17 protein-coding genes and 1 riboswitch are annotated in these 17,707 nt (G+C 47.4%); of the genes, 1 reads left to right on the top strand and 16 read right to left on the bottom strand.

The features are described from left to right. Nucleotides 1–266: 266 nt before the first annotated feature. The 8 genes from prsW to QMA09_RS09460 all read right to left on the bottom strand — a co-directional run bounded on the left by prsW (nucleotide 267) and on the right by QMA09_RS09460 (nucleotide 7,932). Nucleotides 267–947: a glutamic-type intramembrane protease PrsW gene (gene prsW / locus QMA09_RS09495; RefSeq protein WP_135500787.1), complete on the bottom strand. Its 681-nt coding sequence runs from the start codon at nucleotides 945–947 to the stop codon at nucleotides 267–269. 80 nt (nucleotides 948–1,027) lie between these two features. Beyond that, on the bottom strand, nucleotides 1,028–1,996 hold the full coding sequence (locus QMA09_RS09490) for an asparaginase (RefSeq protein WP_290212918.1): 969 nt from the start codon (nucleotides 1,994–1,996) through the stop codon (nucleotides 1,028–1,030). 86 nt (nucleotides 1,997–2,082) lie between these two features. Continuing rightward, nucleotides 2,083–3,051, bottom strand: a complete 969-nt coding sequence (locus tag QMA09_RS09485; RefSeq protein WP_290212917.1) for a YpdA family putative bacillithiol disulfide reductase — start codon at nucleotides 3,049–3,051, stop codon at nucleotides 2,083–2,085. 71 nt (nucleotides 3,052–3,122) lie between these two features. Beyond that, the gene (locus tag QMA09_RS09480; RefSeq protein ID WP_290212916.1) at nucleotides 3,123–3,881 is read right to left on the bottom strand and encodes a metallophosphoesterase; all 759 of its coding nucleotides are present in this window, start codon (nucleotides 3,879–3,881) and stop codon (nucleotides 3,123–3,125) included. 76 nt (nucleotides 3,882–3,957) lie between these two features. Next, nucleotides 3,958–4,587: a CBS domain-containing protein gene (locus tag QMA09_RS09475; protein ID WP_290212915.1), complete on the bottom strand. Its 630-nt coding sequence runs from the start codon at nucleotides 4,585–4,587 to the stop codon at nucleotides 3,958–3,960. Nucleotides 4,588–4,658: 71 nt separating this feature from the next. Beyond that, nucleotides 4,659–5,402: a LysM peptidoglycan-binding domain-containing protein gene (locus tag QMA09_RS09470; RefSeq protein WP_290212914.1), complete on the bottom strand. Its 744-nt coding sequence runs from the start codon at nucleotides 5,400–5,402 to the stop codon at nucleotides 4,659–4,661. 77 nt (nucleotides 5,403–5,479) lie between these two features. Beyond that, complete coding sequence (locus QMA09_RS09465; protein ID WP_290212913.1) at nucleotides 5,480–6,910, bottom strand: RecQ family ATP-dependent DNA helicase; 1,431 nt, start codon at nucleotides 6,908–6,910, stop codon at nucleotides 5,480–5,482. Next, complete coding sequence (locus QMA09_RS09460) at nucleotides 6,907–7,932, bottom strand: YpbB family protein (protein ID WP_290212912.1); 1,026 nt, start codon at nucleotides 7,930–7,932, stop codon at nucleotides 6,907–6,909. Before QMA09_RS09460 ends, QMA09_RS09465 begins: the two co-directional genes overlap by 4 nt. A gap of 107 nt (nucleotides 7,933–8,039) precedes the next feature. Here QMA09_RS09460 and QMA09_RS09455 point away from each other — a divergent pair, with 107 nt between their 5' ends. Then, the gene (locus QMA09_RS09455; RefSeq protein ID WP_135500779.1) at nucleotides 8,040–8,291 is read left to right on the top strand and encodes a ferredoxin; all 252 of its coding nucleotides are present in this window, start codon (nucleotides 8,040–8,042) and stop codon (nucleotides 8,289–8,291) included. A gap of 537 nt (nucleotides 8,292–8,828) precedes the next feature. Here QMA09_RS09455 and QMA09_RS09450 read toward each other — a convergent pair. The 8 genes from QMA09_RS09450 to resA all read right to left on the bottom strand — a co-directional run bounded on the left by QMA09_RS09450 (nucleotide 8,829) and on the right by resA (nucleotide 17,692). Next, nucleotides 8,829–9,413 carry an ECF transporter S component gene (locus tag QMA09_RS09450; RefSeq protein WP_135500778.1) on the bottom strand — a complete coding sequence of 195 codons (585 nt, stop codon included), beginning with the start codon at nucleotides 9,411–9,413 and terminating at the stop codon, nucleotides 8,829–8,831. A gap of 145 nt (nucleotides 9,414–9,558) precedes the next feature. Then, nucleotides 9,559–9,691: riboswitch (FMN riboswitch) on the bottom strand. 182 nt (nucleotides 9,692–9,873) lie between these two features. Then, entirely contained in the window at nucleotides 9,874–11,109 is a 1,236-nt protein-coding gene (locus QMA09_RS09445) for a GerMN domain-containing protein (RefSeq protein WP_290212911.1), read from the bottom strand. After that, nucleotides 11,099–11,632, bottom strand: a complete 534-nt coding sequence (gene sigX / locus QMA09_RS09440; RefSeq protein ID WP_135500777.1) for an RNA polymerase sigma factor SigX — start codon at nucleotides 11,630–11,632, stop codon at nucleotides 11,099–11,101. Before sigX ends, QMA09_RS09445 begins: the two co-directional genes overlap by 11 nt. A gap of 44 nt (nucleotides 11,633–11,676) precedes the next feature. Continuing rightward, nucleotides 11,677–13,458 (bottom strand): ATP-binding protein, encoded by a 1,782-nt coding sequence (locus tag QMA09_RS09435; protein WP_290212910.1) that lies wholly within the window; start codon nucleotides 13,456–13,458, stop codon nucleotides 11,677–11,679. Beyond that, nucleotides 13,451–14,167: a response regulator transcription factor gene (locus QMA09_RS09430; RefSeq protein ID WP_290212909.1), complete on the bottom strand. Its 717-nt coding sequence runs from the start codon at nucleotides 14,165–14,167 to the stop codon at nucleotides 13,451–13,453. The genes QMA09_RS09435 and QMA09_RS09430 overlap by 8 nt, the downstream gene beginning before the upstream one ends. A gap of 126 nt (nucleotides 14,168–14,293) precedes the next feature. Next, nucleotides 14,294–15,478 carry a c-type cytochrome biogenesis protein CcsB gene (gene ccsB, locus QMA09_RS09425; RefSeq protein WP_290212908.1) on the bottom strand — a complete coding sequence of 395 codons (1,185 nt, stop codon included), beginning with the start codon at nucleotides 15,476–15,478 and terminating at the stop codon, nucleotides 14,294–14,296. Beyond that, nucleotides 15,475–17,130 carry a cytochrome c biogenesis protein ResB gene (gene resB, locus QMA09_RS09420; RefSeq protein ID WP_290212907.1) on the bottom strand — a complete coding sequence of 552 codons (1,656 nt, stop codon included), beginning with the start codon at nucleotides 17,128–17,130 and terminating at the stop codon, nucleotides 15,475–15,477. Before resB ends, ccsB begins: the two co-directional genes overlap by 4 nt. Before the next feature lie 13 nt (nucleotides 17,131–17,143). Then, nucleotides 17,144–17,692: a thiol-disulfide oxidoreductase ResA gene (gene resA, locus QMA09_RS09415; protein ID WP_290212906.1), complete on the bottom strand. Its 549-nt coding sequence runs from the start codon at nucleotides 17,690–17,692 to the stop codon at nucleotides 17,144–17,146. Between the last annotated feature and the right edge of the window lie 15 nt (nucleotides 17,693–17,707).

Raw genomic sequence — 17,707 nt, 5'->3', positions numbered from 1 at the left:
GAATCTGTCCGCTGGAGTCTGGACACAGAAAAGCGGAAGCGGACGTTTAGATTCGGTGGGGGCAAGACGGGCTGGCGAAGCGGCGTTTTGTGCCGCACAGCCGGCATGGCTTACGACCCGTGAATCTGTCCGCTGGAGTCTGGACACAGAAAAGCGGAAGTGGACGTTTAGACTTAAGCGGAGTTCACATGCTCCGCAGATTGAAAAAAGCTATCCCGCAAAGTCAGCAGCAGACTTTGCGGGGTAGCTTGGATGTCTGCATTGTTTTACGGATGCAGCGACGTGTGGTCATGGTAATGGCTGACGCTCAGTTGATGGGCCTGCTTGACTTTCCGAAGGCCGAACCACCACAAAAAGATCATGAATGGAATGACGCCGTAAGACCAGGAAGTATTCAAATACAGGATGGCGTTGTAAGCCAAGTGGAGAATCAACGAGCCAAGTAAAGCTACCCCTAACCATTTGCGGCCGCTTTTGCCTGTTGAGAACTTCGCTTTTCCAAGGTAAAAACCCATCACCACTCCAAATAAGGCGTGGCTGGAAACCGGCAGAAAAGCTCTTAGGAACGCTGTCTGCATGCCGAACTCGAATAAGTATAAGATGTTTTCGATAGTGGCGAAGCCAAGTGAGACGCTTGCGCCGTAAAGAATCCCATCGTACGGATCTTCAAAATCGATATGCCGGTAAACAGCGATGATCAACACCAACCATTTGAAGAATTCCTCGACAATACTCGGGAAAAAGACTTTTTGCGCAAACACCCTGGAGAAAACACCTTCGACATCAAAGACGTATTGGATAAACAAAATTGGAAATGTCAGAACGGCTCCGTAGATAAAGCATTGGAAGATTAATTTCGACGGCTCCTCTGCAAAATCATCGCGCAAATAAAAGTAACTGAACAGCGCCAAGCTCGGAGCAATCGCAACAGTTAATAGAATTATCATATGGATGCCCCTTTGCTAGATTCACTCTTATTGTACCATAATCAAATGGGAAATTTTAGTTATTCCACAAGAGATGGATGTTAATTGGAAAAAGAGTCAATAGCTATTTGTTCAGAAACCGACAGCAATACGGCCAGCTTAATCCGGGCTTTTTTACTATCGTAATCGCTGCCCAGCAGCACGCCTTTTTGCATCAAATCATGTGCGCTTCCCAGGTAGCCGTAGCTTGGGTAGACACGCCCTTCTTCTGCACTCGTCGTCAACAGCACCACGACGCCTTTTGCTACTGCCTTTTCAATCGAATCCACCATATAAGGTGAAATTTGCCCGCGCCCTGCCGCTTCCAGCACGATACCTTTTACGCCACCCTGAACCAGCAGATCGATGAGCAGACCGTCTTGCCCCGAAAAGCATTTGACGATGTCAACGCGCGGAATGGAGCTGCCCACTTTTTTGACTTCATGGTCAATCGGCTTCTGGTAAACACTGACAACATTATTGTCGATGATGCCCAAATAGCCATGCCCGAAAGAATCAAAGCCCTGCAAATTGCTGGAATGTACTTTTTTCACGTATTTGGCGGAGTAAATCCGTTCATTAAAGACAACGACCGTTCCGACGCCGCGCAATGTACGGTCGACAGAAACGTATACAGAGTTTCTTAAATTGGAGTAGACATCCGTGCCTACATCATCTGGGGAACGCTGAGATCCTGTGACGACAATGGTTCGATGGTCGTCAATCGTCAAATCCAGGAAATAAGCCGTTTCTTCAAGTGTGTCGGTGCCATGCGTGACAACGATTCCATCCACCGTTTCATCAGCCAGTTCCTTTTCGATCGCTTTTTTCAGCACTGCCCATTCACTGAACCCGATATGCATGCTCGGAAGCTGAAAGACGTCAATGACGTTGACTTCAATTTCTTCAGGCAGCTGGCACAGCGCCGCAAGCTCTTTACCGGATATCGCACCTGATTTCAGCAGTCCTTTAGAAATTTCCTTGCTGGCGATCGTTCCCCCAGTGGTGATTAAAGATACTTTCTTTTTCATGTACATCGCTCCTTATGGGGTCTATTTTACACGAATTCGTATGCGGGAAATAGCCGATTGCCAATAAAAATGAAAAGAAGATGCACTTATTGTGCACCCTCTTTTGCAGCAATGCTTTCGGCTATCAAGCCGCCATGGAAGCGGCCGTTTTCGATAAAGATTTCATTTGCATTATTGCCTGCCGCAATGACCCCGGCGATGTATAATCCTTCGACGTCGGTCTCCATCGTCTCTTCATTGAAATTAGGCCGGCCGGATTCCGAATCGATGGAAATCCCCATTCTTTTCAAAAATTCATGGTCCGGATGATAGCCGATCATGGCAAAGACAAAATCATTTGGAATCCGCTCTTTTGTGTCATTGACTGTCAGCTCGACTTCGTTTTCCGTAATTTTATCGACAATCGAGTCGAATAGCATCGTGATTTCGCCTTTTCTGACCAAGCCGTCAAACTCGGGCAAGATCCAGGGCTTGATGCTTTTCGAATAGCTCGTGCCGTAATAGGAAACGGTCACGCGGCTTCCGGCTTTATGCAATTCAAGCGCAGCATCGACTGCCGAATTTTTGCCGCCAATGACTAGTACATCCTGGTCGAAATAAGGATGGCCTTCTTTGAAATAATGCATGACTTTAGGCAAATCTGCTCCTTCAACCGCCAGTTTGTTCGGATTGTCATAATAACCGGTAGCAGCGATGACATATTTAGCTGAATACGTCTCTTTTGACGTCGAGACGATGAATTGCCCATCTTTCTCCACTGACAGGACCGTTTCAAATGGCCGCACTTCGATGCCGCTGCGTTTCACGACTTCACGGTAATAGACCAGCGCCTGGTTGCGTTTTGCTTTGCGGTCTTCCGTGATGAACGGGACATCGCCGATGGACAACTTTTCACTGGAGCTGAAAAAAGTCTGGTGCGTTGGATAATTGTAGATGGCGTTGACGATATTGCCTTTTTCAATAACGATCGGATGAAGGCCGATTTTTTTCAAGTCGATGGCCGCTGCTAAACCACAAGGGCCCCCGCCAATAATAATTACGTCTGTTTTTATCATTTAAATCTCTCCCGCTGTCTGTCTCTCTTTCAAGCATAATGGATTTTCCCAGCTGCTGCCACTTGAATGCGTCATCTTTCTTCAAGCGGATACACAGTCAAAAGATGGAACTCCGGATCTGCCCCTAGGCGCATCGGCAATTTAGTTGTGCCGAATCCGTTGCTGATCAACTGGACGACGCCGTCTGCAATCTCAGTTCGCCCTGGCCGATAAATCCCCAGCTTTCCGAAGCGGATCTGCCCGCCATGGGTATGGCCAGCCAAAGCGAAATCGATTTTATGCCGATCTCTTACTTTTTTGAAGACAAACGGCGTATGCGAAACAAAGATGACCGTATCGCTTTTCTGGACTTCTGAGAAAGCGGCTTCAACCGAATTTTCTTTATAGGCGAAGTAATCGATTCCGACGAGCCTTAAATGGCGTTGTCCGAATAACGGTATCGACTCGTCTTCCAGCACTTTAACATTGTATTTAGCGAAAAGCTCCCGTAATTTGGTTTCATCCATTTCACGGTCATTATTGCCCCATACAAAATAGACAGGAGCCAACCGGGACAGGATGTCGAGATTCGCTTCCACCCGCTTCCACGGCACCCCGCCTTCTGTAAAGTCGCCTCCAATGACAATGATGTCCACTGGAAATCGGAACATTGATTCCCGCAAGGCTCTTCTGTGCACATCCGAGATAAACATCATGTCAAATGGCTGGAATGGTTTGGATGCCTGAAGCCCAATCGCTTGCCGCCGCAGGTTTATCATGAACGCGTTCCGCACCATCTGAAAGGGCAGCGCTGCTCCAATCGCCAGCCCGGCAAAAATCAACTTTTTCATATAAATCTTTTCCTTTCCATAAATAAAGAGGCATAAGCAGAGCGCTGCTTATGCCTCTTTATGGGTTATTTCCCAATCAGTCTTCTGCGATATCCAATACCCGGAATCCTGATTTTTCAAGCTCTTTTACGAATTTTTCAACATTGTCTTTTTTCTTTATTTTCAAGACAATTCGACGCACAAGCTTGTCGGTTTCATCAAATGTCACCAGTGAGATGACGGATTCTTTGAACTTTTCGATGATATCCCCAAGACGCCCGATACGGCCTTCTGATTCCACTGAAGTGAACGTAATGCGCGTTCCTTCAGACTGCATGCCGAAAGCGCTTTGCAATTGGGTCATTACGTCATAGCGTGTGACGATGCCCAGGAATTCATTTTTCTCCACAACAGCGATAATCGGAAAATCATTCAGTTCGACAATCGCTTTTTCGAAAACGTCATCAATTCCCAGATAAACGTCCTGGTTGACCATGACGTCTCCAATTTTAGTGGATTTCATAAAATCCTCTTTGCTCATACCTGAGTGGAAAAACGCACGGTAACCATGGAACCAAGTGAATATCCCTTTGAAATCATTGCCATCGATAACTGGAAGCGCATCAATTGAATGCTTTTCCAACAAATCAAACCCTTTTTGGACTGAATCTTCCGGGTTTACCGTAAAACACTTTTCTTTTTTCACCATTACACTTTTCACAAACATCCAATTCACCTCTGCCTTATACTTTTTTCACTCTTTATGTTCTTCGCCATCCGAATAACTATATCCTGCAATTAAGGCAAAACCAATGTGGATCCAACTGTAATTTCATTTGAATTCAAGCCGTTTGCCGCTTTGATTTTTTCAACACCCGCACTTGCTCCGGCGCTGCCATACGTATTAACGGCAATGCGGTACAGGGTTTCACCCGACTGGACAGTATGTGTCTTTGATGCAGCGACAGGTGCAGCTGGTGTTTCTTGTTTTTTCTGTTCTGCAGCAGCTTGTTCTTTTTGTCTTTCTGCTTCCGCACGCTGGCGTTCTTTTTCAGCTTCCGCTTGAGCGGCTTCTTTTTCTGCCTGCTCTTTTTGTGCTTGCTCTTTGGCAGCAGCAGTTTTCTCCGCTTCCTGCTGCGCCAGTTTATCAGCGGCTTCTTTTTCTGTTGCTTCTTTTTCTGCTGCTTCTTCTTTTTCTTCAGCTGCTTTCTCAGCGGCAGCCGATTCTTCAGAATCCTCTTCTTCCGTCACCACTGGAACCAGCGGCGCATCAGGAATCGGGGATTCCAGGCTAACTTGATCACTGGATGGGTTTGCCGTCAACGTATCATTGGGTTCATAGAAAAAAGCGACATAAATCAGTATGCTAACAGGAATTAATATGAAAAGGAAGAATAACGTCGTCAATAAAGCACTTTTCGTTTTTTTCGGCTTTTCTTTAACCGCCTTGCGCTGCGCTATTCTAGAAGCGGCTGCATTGCCTAGGACACTGACTTCCTGGCGGTCTTTTTCAATGGCGTCACGATAATTTTGTTTTCCCATAGTTGACTGCTCCTATCCTAATCTGATAACTCTATTATGCCGAAAAAAATCAACTTTGTAAACGAAATATCGGAAAATTATCCCAATGGCAATAGTGCATTTAGCCGATTTTGCCAATTGTCCAACTCGCTTTTTTGGTATTTCTGCTTCTTTTTTTCAAATACTTCATAATTAAGGCCATCATTTACGCAGCAATTGACGGGTTTGTCTCTCACTTCCTGGTCAAAGCAGCCGACTAAATATTCCCGGATGCAGCCTGTCAAATTCACTAATTTTTTCATCTTATCAATTTGGCGGATCTTCTCCTGCCGAATCATGTCGATTCTCGCCACAGTTTCTTCCGCAGTCATTTGGCTCAGCCAATAAGAAATCACGCGGTAAGCCGTTTCCCGGACGATCCCTTCCTCGACCAGCCGTTTGCTTTCCTGGCTATTTCCAGCCACCATTTCAATTTCGTGGCGGTTCGGGAGCTCATCCATCACCAGGCTTTCCATCAGCATTTCATCTCCGGACGCGTATAAAAGTGTGGCAAGCGCCGGCTCACCATCGCGCCCTGCCCGCCCAACCTCCTGGACATAGCCTTCTATGGAAGTCGGGAGCTGGAAATGGATCACGTGGCGGATGTCCGCAATATGGACGCCCATGCCGAATGCATTGGTCGAACACACCCACTCCAATTCGCCGTTCTGGAATTGTTGTTGGACGAAGATGCGGTCCTGATGCTCCATTCCGCCGTGGTAATATGCAGCCCTTAAGCCCATTTCTAGCAGCAGCTCTGTGATTTCCTGTGATTTTTTGCGGGTACCTGCGTAAATGATGCCTGGCCCCTCGAATTCCTGGACAAACGATTTCAGCCATTCTATTTTGTCGTTCGGCTTTTCAAAACGTTTGATGTCATAAGCGATATTTTTCCGGTCCATCGGATGCGTATACACATAAGGATCTTTCAGCTTAAGATAGGCCATAATTTCATCAGTCACTTTTTTTGTAGCCGTTGCAGTTAAAGCCAGCACTTGGGGATTTCCTAATACCGGCAGGATTTCAGCTATGCGCAGGTAATCCGGCCGGAAGTCGAAGCCCCATTGCGAGATGCAATGGGCTTCATCTGCGACCAGCAGTGAAATTCGGATGCGCTGCAATTGATTTTTCACAAAAGGCTGAACGAGCATTTCAGGAGAAATAAAGATGAAACGATAGCTTGCTAAATTGTCCCATATCTTCTCCCTTTCGCCCGGCTTTACAAACGAATTGATGGCAACAACTGATTTTTCACCCATCTTTTTTAATTGGGCAACCTGATCTTGCATCAGCGACAGCAGCGGCGATACGATCAATACACTGCCCGGCAGCCGATGTGCAGGAAGCTGATAGCACATCGATTTCCCCATTCCCGTCGGCAACAAAGCAATTACATCGCCGCCTTCAAGAATTTGGCTGATCACTTCACGCTGCCCCGGACGGAACGATGTAAAGCCATATGTATTGAAAAGCAGTTCCTCTAGTTTCATGAAATGTCCTCCTTCACAGCAAGCGCTAAGCGGATCTGGAAATAACTCGCTTGCGGCAGCATCTCCTTAATATCCCGCAGGCGTTTGGTATTGCGCTGTGCGCTTATTTTCGTGATGCTGCGAAATAGATCCTGCGGAATGAAAACGGTATAGTCGAAAGCCGGATCGTTCATGGCCAATTCCACGAAATGGTCTTCAATCGTGCTCGTTTTCAATTGCCGGACAGCCGCAATTTCATCAAGGGATAATCCCTGCTTAAATAATTTATCGGTGCGTTCTGCCGATTCAGTTAGTGATGACCGCTGGACGACTCCGTTCAATAGCGGCGAAAAAACCGGAAAATCGCCGCCTTCCAAAACTTCAAGCCAGGCGTGCAGAGTTTCGATGACCGCCAGCTGGACGTCCAAAATATGCAGCCCTTTTCCAGCAGCTATCTGCTCCCACGTCAAACCGCTTAAGCGAAGTCCCGTCAGCCGCTGCATCAACATCATTTTGTTTTCTTCAGCTACATTTGCTGCTCCGAGGCTATCGTGCAGTTCTTTTCTAAAGCGGCCGGCAATTCCAGAATCCCGAAAATTGATGCGAACCAAGTATTCTTTCACCCACGCCTGCAGATCGACTGCATTATGCACCGGGTCGAAGCTGTATACGCTCTGGCTCGTATGCGACAAAGTTTGGACAATTAATGACAGGCGATTCAAAAAGAGGATTTCATTGCCGCGGTATTTCCAGCCGTTGAGTTTGCTTGGTGGAATCTTCATACCCAAAGCAGCTTCGGACAAATCGATGACCTGCTCATTGGGGCGCAGCAGATTGCGAGCAAAAAGGCTTTGTATCACCTCATCATATGCATTCTTATCCAACTTCGGCATCACTGCGAAATAAGGGTGAAGCCGATAATAGCCGATGTCCTGAATCGTCTGTCCGGACTTCTTGCCTTTGATCATATGGAAGGGCGAAGACACGGTTCTTTCAAGATTTACGGCTTTCATAATTGAAATGACAAGTTCTTCAAAAAGCAAGTGGCGCCCTCCTGACGGTTTTTTGTTGAAAAACTGAACAAACACCTTTAGAATGAATACGGTAGTAAAAATGAACTTGTTCGGAGATAAAGGAGAGGGAAACTAATATGGCTAAGTATACCATTGTCGATAAGGATACTTGTATCGCTTGCGGCGCTTGCGGAGCAGCTGCACCTGATGTTTATGATTATGACGACGAAGGAATCGCGTTTGTTATTCTAGATGATAACATGGGGACTTCCGCAGTTCCAGACGAATTGGAAGAAGACATGGAAGATGCGTTCGAAGGCTGCCCAACTGATTCTATTAAAGTATCAGATGCACCATTCGACGGAGATGCCCTTAAATACGAAGATTGATTTGATCTGCAACAGACAGCGCCGAAGCTTAAAAGCTCCGGCGCTTTTTTATATATTGGAAAATGTAGACGATATTACGCAAAACAGCCCGCTAAAACATATGCTCCTGCATAGCTGCGCTGCTTCGTCGCAAAGATATGCCCTAACTACTTTCGGCCATATCTTTCCTGCGGGCTTGCGCCGAACTAACTCGTGCTAAAGCCCGAGTGGATTTCGGCACTTCATCGCTTCACTGCTCCCTTGGGAGTCGGACTGTTTTGCTCCATATCTGATTATCAGCAAGAATATGCAGGTTTTTAATTTTTCAGCCACTTAAATAAAAGAAATAATTCGCTATTAAGAAATACCTTTGAATGAAGCGGAAGGCGGCGACTCCTGCGGGATCAGTGGGTCAATGGAGACCCCGGAAGCCCGCGCAAAGCGGGCTGAGGAGGCTTCATGCCCACCCCGCGGAAAGCGTCCGCCTAGAGCGAAATGAAAAGCTTATTACATACAAAAAGGCACCGAAGCAGCAATCGCTCGGTGCCTTTGTTCTATTTATTGTGGCAGGTAATAGCGCCGCTGTTTTTCGATCCATGTGTGCATGCTGCTGAACATGAGCAGGACAACCGCAGTCAAGGCCAAGCCTTTGATCAGGTTGAACGGCAGAATCCCAAGAACAATCGTGCCGAAAAGCGCGTTGCCTGTTTGTGCAGGCATGTTCAGGAAGTACGTGTACATTGGCAAGAACACCAAGTAGTTCAGCAAGCTCATGCCGATTGCCATTGATAGCGTACCAGCAGCAAGGCCAAATACCATGCCTTTTTTAGATGAGAATTTACGGTAGATGACATATACCGGCAGGATGAACAAAATGCTTGTCGCAAAGTTCGCCATATGCCCTACAGGCACTCCGGTCGGGCTTCCAGCAAATAACCAATCCAGCACGTTTTTGAAAAACGCGACGAGGATTCCGGCCACTGGCCCCATTGTGATTGCGGCGATCAAAGCCGGCACATCACTAAAATCAACTTTTAAAAATGCAGGTAAAGCTGGCAGCGGGAAGTTGAACAGCATTAAAATAAATGAAATGCTGCTCAACATTCCGATTGCAACCATCGATTGCAATTTTTTGTTCTTCATATTCCTCTCTCCTTGTCGTGATTCACCAGAAGAAAGGCTTGGACAATGCAGCCGTACAATAAAACCCTTAAGCAACGAGCGCTTAAGGGAGAAAAAGGCACATTTAATAAACGTATCGCCCAGTTATAGGCGGCACTGTCCGCACCTTCACCTTCTCCCATCCAGACTATACTGTCGGCTTTGGAATCTCACCAAATCCTGCTTTTTACGGCTCGCGGGCTTATGAACAATGTTCAATTACCGCCGGTAGGGACTTTCACCCTGCCCCGAAGATGAATCGATATTTTATTTTACATCCTAATTCTAGTGTAAAGAAGCTGTAATGTAAACAAGAATGCTCAATAATTTGCCTGCACGCCCACTATTTGGACGTTTGAGGGGCATTTGCTTTAATTGAAAATGCGAAAAGCCATCGTCCGGGCAATCCGGACAATGGCTTTGGCTGATTAAAAGGAAGAATTCACTTCACTTTCCACGCTGCCCCGTTTGGAGCAACCGGTTCCGGAAGCGGGCGGCTCAGGTCCAAACCGCTCCATTCCTGTTGTTTGGTGTTTTCAAGCTGAACGGTTTTGTCGAACGCTTTCGCTGTCAGCGCCAAGCTTTCAAGCATGCGCGCCCCCTCTGCCTCTTCGAGCGACCCGAAATCGAATTCCGCTGTGAATTCAATGGTAACAGACATGTCCGTCTCGGTTACCGTATAGTCAATGGTTTCAGGAATTGTATTCTGGTGCAAATCTGACGGTGAAAATTTCAGGGCTTCCACCGCTTCTTTTGCAGTAGCGTGCGGCATATTATAGCCTGGCACCAAATATGTTTCGCCTCCATCAGTGGTGTGGGCATAATAGGCGACGTTTTCAACCGCTGGTTTTACAGGTTCCATCGGTCCGATCTGGTCGAAATTCGCCGGAGTGCCATCTTCATTTTGAATGAGGATTTCATCGGCATCCGTGAACGTTTCCTGCAGCGACGCTATATAAACTTCATAGCTTGCAGATGCTAAATCGTATTGGTGGTCTGCAGGCAATAAATGCTTGACCGTGCGGCCTTCCATCGATAATTGCCCAAGGTAAGGGTGGTATTCATTGAAACCGATAGCCTTTTCATCAATCTGGCTGGCGTATTTATTGTAAAGCTCCACGGAATTTGGCGCTGTATTGCCGAAATCACTGGCGATTTGGGCATCGGGTATCAAAAAGCCGACTGGAATGACCATCGCGTTTTCAGTCAGGCCAATGGTGAACAGTGTAAATCCTTCCAGCTCTTCTTCATAAACGGCAGTTCGCGCCGATTGCGGATTGTCATCTTGATACGTCGTAGCCGACTCTTCTGATGCGGCAGGTTCTTGTCCATCACTGCCCGAGCTGCCGCTTGACTCTTCTTTTGCCGAATCCGCCGACTCCGCTTCTTGGGTCGAAGCTTCCTGTGCTTCGTCAGCAGTGCTTTCTGCATTTTGCTCGTTCAGCGTGAACGCGCTGTCGATGCCATTCTGATTTAGAATGGATGCGACCAAAAATCCGATTGTGATGAAAGCAAGGGCGGCAACAAGCAACGGCAGCCAACGTTTCGGCTGTTTTTTCACCGCCGCTTTCTTATCCAGACGGCTATAGACTTCTTCTTTCGTCCGGTCATCCCGGATTGTGGGGAAATCCCGCAACAAATTTTCGATGTGGTCATCGTCCCATCTGTTATTCGGCATTCATTGCTCCCCCTTCCTTTGCGCTTATTTTTTCACGCAACGATTTAATGGCGCGATGTTGAGTGGTTTTGACTTTGCCTTCTGTCCACCCGAGCACATCTGCCGTTTCAGCAATCGATAAATCTTGGAAAAACCGCATGATGATGACCATTTTCTGATCACCCGTGCACTCATCAAGCATTGTATAAAGAAGGATTTTGTCCTCGTTCAGTTCAGCTACTTCTTCAGGAATACGTTCTTTTGAAACCAGCTGCTGCGTTTCCCAATCGAAAAAATCCGTCGAATGCTTTTTCCTGACCGCCGTTTTTCGGAAATGGTCGATCGCCACGTTTTTGGCAATGGAAAAAAGCCAGGTCTTTTCAGAGCTCTTGCCCTCAAAGCGGTCATAAGCCCGGAACACCCGAATGTATACCTCGTGCATCAAATCTTCGGATAAGTGCCTGTTTTTCACCAGATAAATCAGGAACTGGAATACATCCTGATGGTACTCGTCGTATAGGCGATGGAAAACGGAGTCATTCATATACTCCCCCCGTTCGTAGATTAGTCGTTCTCCTCCACATAAAGTTACATTTTTTTCAGCGGCAATAAAAAGATGAAGGAAGTGCCTTTGCCGACTTCGCTTTCTGCGGAGATTTTGCCGCTATGGGCATTGATGATGTTGCTGGCGATGGCGAGGCCGAGGCCGGTTCCGCCTTTGCCGAGTGTCCGTGCTTTGTCCGCTTTATAGAAGCGTTCAAAAACGTATTGCAGATCTTCTTCCGGTATGCCGACACCGGTATCGTTCACTGCTATTTTTGCGTAGCCTTGTTGTTGTTCGATAAGGACCTTGACGTTTCCTCCTTGAGGGGTATGCCGGATCGCATTGTCGATCAAATTGGTCATGACCTGTTCAATGCGGTCTTCGTCCAGTTCAGCGGCCGCCCAATCATCAATGACGCTTTCGAAGTCCAGTTCTATGCCTTGTTCTTTGGCGATTGGCTGGAACTTCAGCGTCATGCGTTCGATAACGGAGTTGAGCTGGACTACTTGGCGGTACAGGCGCATATGGCCCGATTCCATCCGTGCTAAATTCAGCAAGTCCGTCACTAGCCGGCCCATACGCTGGGATTCTTCATAAATGATTTTAGTCATTTCGCGCCGCTCTTCTTCTGAAGTGCCAACGTCGTCGAGCAATGCTTCGCTATAGCCTTGGAGCATCGCAATCGGTGTCCGCAGCTCATGGGATACATTGGCGATAAAGTCTTCACGCAGCTTTTCCAAGCGATGCTGTTCCGTCATATTGTGCAAGACGGCCACAGCGCCGCGGATCGAATCTCCACTGTACAACGGGCTGAAGGTGATGGCGTAGTATGCGCCTTCCATTTCCAGCTCTTCTTCGATTTCCTCTTCGAAATCGAGAACGTGTTCGAGCATATGCTCCATTTCCGAAGGCAATGGATCGCCTTTTTCCATGCCGCGTTTCATCAGCCATTGCTGAAGCAACTTCTCCGCGGGAGGATTGCTCAAAAGAATTGTCCGGTCCTGGTTGAACGTGATGACAGCATCTGCCATCGAGGTCAATATACTGGAGAGCTGTTCCTTCTCCTGATTAATGACTTCCACGTGGTGCTTCAGCTGCCGGCCCATCTGATTGAATGCGGTGGCAAGCTGGCCAATTTCATCGCTTGACGTCGCCTTCACTTTCGTATCAAAATTCCCTTTCGCCAATTCAAAAGCCCCCTCCCGCATGTTGCGGAGCGGTGACGTGATGCGCGTCGAGAGAAAGAATGCAAAAACAGTTGTCAGGATAAATGCGATGAATGCTGATAAAAAAACGATATTGGTGGTACGTTCCGCTGTGCGGTCCATCACCTCGAGTGACTGGTAGATAAAGACGACGCCGTGTTCCTCTTCCCCAGTCTGCAAGGGGCTGGCCAGAACAATATACGATTCCATCATATTCTCTTCCGTTAACGACGGCAGCAGCATTTCTTTCATTACCGTCTCATCGGTTTCAAACACCTTTTGGAAAGAAGGTTCCTGCAAAATCGTTTTGCGCAATTGATCGCCGTTGAGCCCTTCATGTATAAAATAAGAGCTTTCTTCCGGCACTTCGGCGATAACCGCATTGGTTTCCGCACCCAGGATATCTTCCATGATCAGTAAAGAGTTTTCAAACTCCCCGTGGTCATTGAATATGCGGGCTATCGTGGCAGCTTCCTTATTCAAGGTTTCTTCCACCGATTCACTATGGTAATTACCGAAAAATTCGAGCAGCAGCACAGTAACAATGAACAACACAAAAGAAACGAGAAGCAATATGGTAATCCATAGCTTCCCGACGACACTGTTCCACAACCTATTCATTGCCTACCTCGAATTTATAGCCTACTCCCCAAACGGTAACAATCATTTTAGCAGCTGACTCGGATACCCGGTTCAATTTCTCCCGCAAGCGTTTTACGTGGGTATCGACTGTCCGCAAATCTCCGAAGAAATCGTAATGCCACACTTCTTTCAGCAAATGTTCGCGGTCAAACACCTTATCCGGTGATTTCGCCAGGAAGTACAGGAGTTCGTATTCCTTCGGCGTCAAATTGACTTCGACGTTGTCTGCCGTCACGCGATGGGCATCATGGTCGATCGTCAAATGCGGAAAGACCACCAAGTCTTTCGACACCGATGATTTTGTGATCGGCGAGTATGCCGAAGATCTGCGCAAGATCGCTTTGACACGCAGCACGACTTCCCGCGGGCTAAATGGCTTGACGATGTAATCATCTGCGCCGGATTCAAACCCCTCCACGCGATTCGCTTCTTCGCCTTTGGCGGTAAGCATGATAATCGGCGTCATTTTCTTTTCACGCAATTCTGTGCTTACTTCAATGCCATTTTTTTCCGGCATCATAAGATCCAGCAGGATGCAATGGTAGTCTTTTTCAGTGGCCATTTCGAGCGCCTGAACACCGTTTTCCGCTTCTTCAACCAGATAGCCTTCACGCTCAAGGTACATTTTCAATAATCGCCTAATTCTCTCTTCATCATCCACAACCAGGATGGTAACTTCCTCTGACATAATAACCCCTCCAACTTTTGTATCTTAGTTTTCATTGTACCGTCAAGATTTGGAAAAATAAATTAAAAGCCTTTTCCACTAAGGGAAAAGGCTCACATTATGTGTCTAAAATTATTTGCGAAGCTTTTAAGCGTAAGAATGGAGGCCAGCGATGATCAAGTTAACAGCGACCAAATTGAACATGATGATCGCGAAACCAGCTACGCCCAACCACGCAGACTTTTCGCCTTGCCAGCCTTTTCCTAAGCGCAAATGCAAGTATGCGGCGTAGAACAGCCAAGTGACCAATGCCCATACTTCTTTCGGATCCCAGCCCCAGAAGCGGGACCAGGCAATCTGTGCCCAGATCATGGCGAATATCAAGGCCCCGAGCGTAAACACCGGGAAGCCGATGATTACGGCGCGGTAGCCGATTTCATCCATCAGCTGCAAATTGACGTTTTTGACAAATGGCTTCAAGAGCGCCGCAATCCGCTTGCGCGCTATCAAACGGATGATCCAATACAGGATCGTCCCGATGATCAGCGACCACGCTACCGTCGTCAACTTGCTGGCGTTGACGACAGCCGGCGTTTCTACGAATGGCGTCATCGTACCTTCCGTCAATTGTACATATTCGTTCATGCCGAAAATCGGCGGCATTTTGTAAGTGATGGGAGCTTCCATTCCATCCTTGTCCACGTACGTAAATTCAGCTTCATAGCCAGTGGAAGTGAAATACGTGCTCGCCACGACAAAACCGATGACCAAAACGAGCGAGTACATAATGGCTTCAAGCCAGAAACGCTGTTTCGATTTCTTTGTCATGTCGACTTCTTTCAGCAAATACACAAGCCCTGCTGCTGCGCTGATTGCCAGAATCCCTTCTGCAATAACGACTGTGCTCACGTGGATCGCCAGCCAATTGGATTGCAATGCCGGGATAAGCGGGCTCACTTCACTCGGGAACATGCTTGCGAACGCAATGATCAAAAGTGCAACCGGTAAGACGATCATGCCGATGACCGGTGTTTTGTATAGGGCATAAATCACGATGAATCCGCCCACAAGCGTCATGCCGAACGCTGTCGTAAACTCGAACATATTGCTGAGCGGCGCGTGTCCGGTCGCTCCCCAGCGCGTAAAAAAGTAACCGAGGTTTGCAAGAAACCCGAACACGGTGATAGCAAAAGCAATATTTCCCCAACGCTTTTCTGATTTGAATGATCCAGCTTTATTGCCTTTTACAGCTCCGCCAAATACGAATGTTGCAATCAGATAGGAAATGAATGCAACATACAGCAAATTGGAGCTAATGTCAGTTAAACTCATGGCGTCAATTCAGCCTCCTCTTTCTTGAGCTTCTCAATTTCCTCCTGTTGATCGGTATAAGCAGGAAGCGATGCATATTCTTTCACCTGGTCGAGATCTTTCTTCAGGCCGAACCAGTTTTTGTTCGTATGGCCGGCTAAAATGATTTCGCCATTCGCTTGCTGCTGAATCCAGAAGCGGCGGTGGTTAAAGTACATGCCCTGTGCAACGCCGATCATGAAGATTAATCCGCCTAGGCCAAGAATCGGCAGCGTACGGTCTTTGCGGACGGTCAGACCGGAAACATCACGGGTTTCGACGCTCTGGAAAGCCAATTTATAATCATTGTCGCCAAAAGGTTCAACAGTGTTTTGGATCGTGATAAAACTTGTTTCCCCTTGCGGTGTGTCCGGCGTTGTCATTTCAATCAGGAAGCCTGGATTATTCGGCAGCGGCGTCTTTGTTTGAGGCTCTCCGTTTTCAAAACCGGAAAAGTCCGGATAATAGCCGACCAATTTCACCACAGAACCGCCTTCAAGGGTGTATTCTTTTTCGGGATTGATCAGATCGATCGTCAAATTGCCAAGCGTTTCTTCCGTTTCCTTGTTCGTCAAAGCGAATGTCATGGTTTTCAATTCGTCTTCTTTGAAGTCCATTTGGTAAACGGCGTAGCCATCAAATTTCAATGGTTCGTTGACACGGATCGGGTATTCTTTGACTTTTTCAAGATTGGTTTCACCCGGCAGCGCATCTTCAGGCTTTTTATACAGCACAACGTCTGTCTGGTAATTTTTTACGACGGTGCCGACGCGCTCAAGTGCTTCGCCGAATTTCTCTTCGCCATCTTCACCGGTGTAGTTTTCCACTGCAAAGCCTTTGCTTTCCAGCGTATAGCCTGGTGCTTCCGGAATGGCGCGTGTTTCGCCCTCACGCAGCCACAAAGTTTCATCGACGTAGAACCCTGGCATCATCCGAAGCATGACGCCGAACAGGAAGATGATGAGCCCGATATGGTTGACGTACGGGCCCCAACGGGAATAGCGGCCTTTTTCGGCCAATAAGCCGTTTTTATCAGTCGTTACATTGTATTTCAAGTCTTTCAATTTCGCTTCCGCTTTTTGCATCGAATCCGGCGCGGCCGGACCTTCCGCATAAATGCGCTGTTTGTTCAAAAAGCTTGGGTGGCGCAGGACGCGCTGGTTCTTCAGTGACCGGTAAAGCGGCACGAAACGGTCCAAGCTGGCAATGATCAGCGAAATCGCCAGCATGCCGACAAGCGTAATGAACCAAAACGAATTGTATAAATCATTGAAGCCGAGCGCATAATAGACTTTTCCGATGCTGCCATAAACGTCGGAATAATAGGCTTCAATCGTTGCATCCGTGCGCACGGGAACGGTGACATATTGTTCCTGCGGCAAGATGGTGCCGATTGCCGCCGCCACCAGAAGGGCGACGATAATGCTGACTCCGACTTTTACACTGGAAAAGAAATTCCATATTTTGTCGATTATTGATTTATTATACGTTTGTGAACGTCTGGCCGTTCCTTCGTAGCGCATATCCACCAATTGGCTGTTTTGTTCTTTTTCAGTCAATGACCGCCCGCAGGATTCACAAAGAACAGTTCCGGGCGGATTGACATGGCCGCACTTGCATTGCATTTTCTCCATCCGAAAAAACTCCTTATTCAGGTTTGATTTCTTCCATATACCCTTCAATATCTTGCTCTGTCATTTCACCTGTGACGATCCGTTCAATCTTGCCTTCCGGATTCACCAGCACGGTTGTCGGCAAAGGGCGGATATTATAAGCGGTCATGACGTCTTTCGTTTTGTCGATGACAATCGGAAAGGACAAGTCGAATTGATCCGAGAACGATTGCACTTCAAAATCCGATTGGGCGATATTGACAGCGAGCACTTGGACTCCCTGGTCTTTATAAGCACCATACTGGCTGTCCATTGCCGGCATTTCTTCCTTGCACGGTTCACACCAAGTTCCCCAGAAATTTAAGAACACGCCTTGCCCTTCGTAATCCGAGAGTTTATGCTGATTCCCTTCAAGGTCTGTCAGTGAAAAATTTGGTGCATCGTCGCCGACTTCCAGCAAGCTGACGTCATCGGCCGTCGCGCTATTGTAGATGGTGTAGCCGATTGCCGCGATCAGCAGCAGCAAAATAACCGAACGCATAATCAAGCGATTGGTCTTTTTCTTGTTCTTTTTTCCGTTCAATTTACTTCCCCCTTC

Source organism: Planococcus sp. APC 3906 (genome assembly GCF_030407685.1).
GTDB classification, from domain to species: Bacteria; Bacillota; Bacilli; order Bacillales_A; family Planococcaceae; genus Planococcus; species Planococcus koreensis.
The sequence above is the reverse complement of the archived record's forward strand: the minus strand, read 5'-3'. Positions and strand labels throughout refer to the sequence as shown.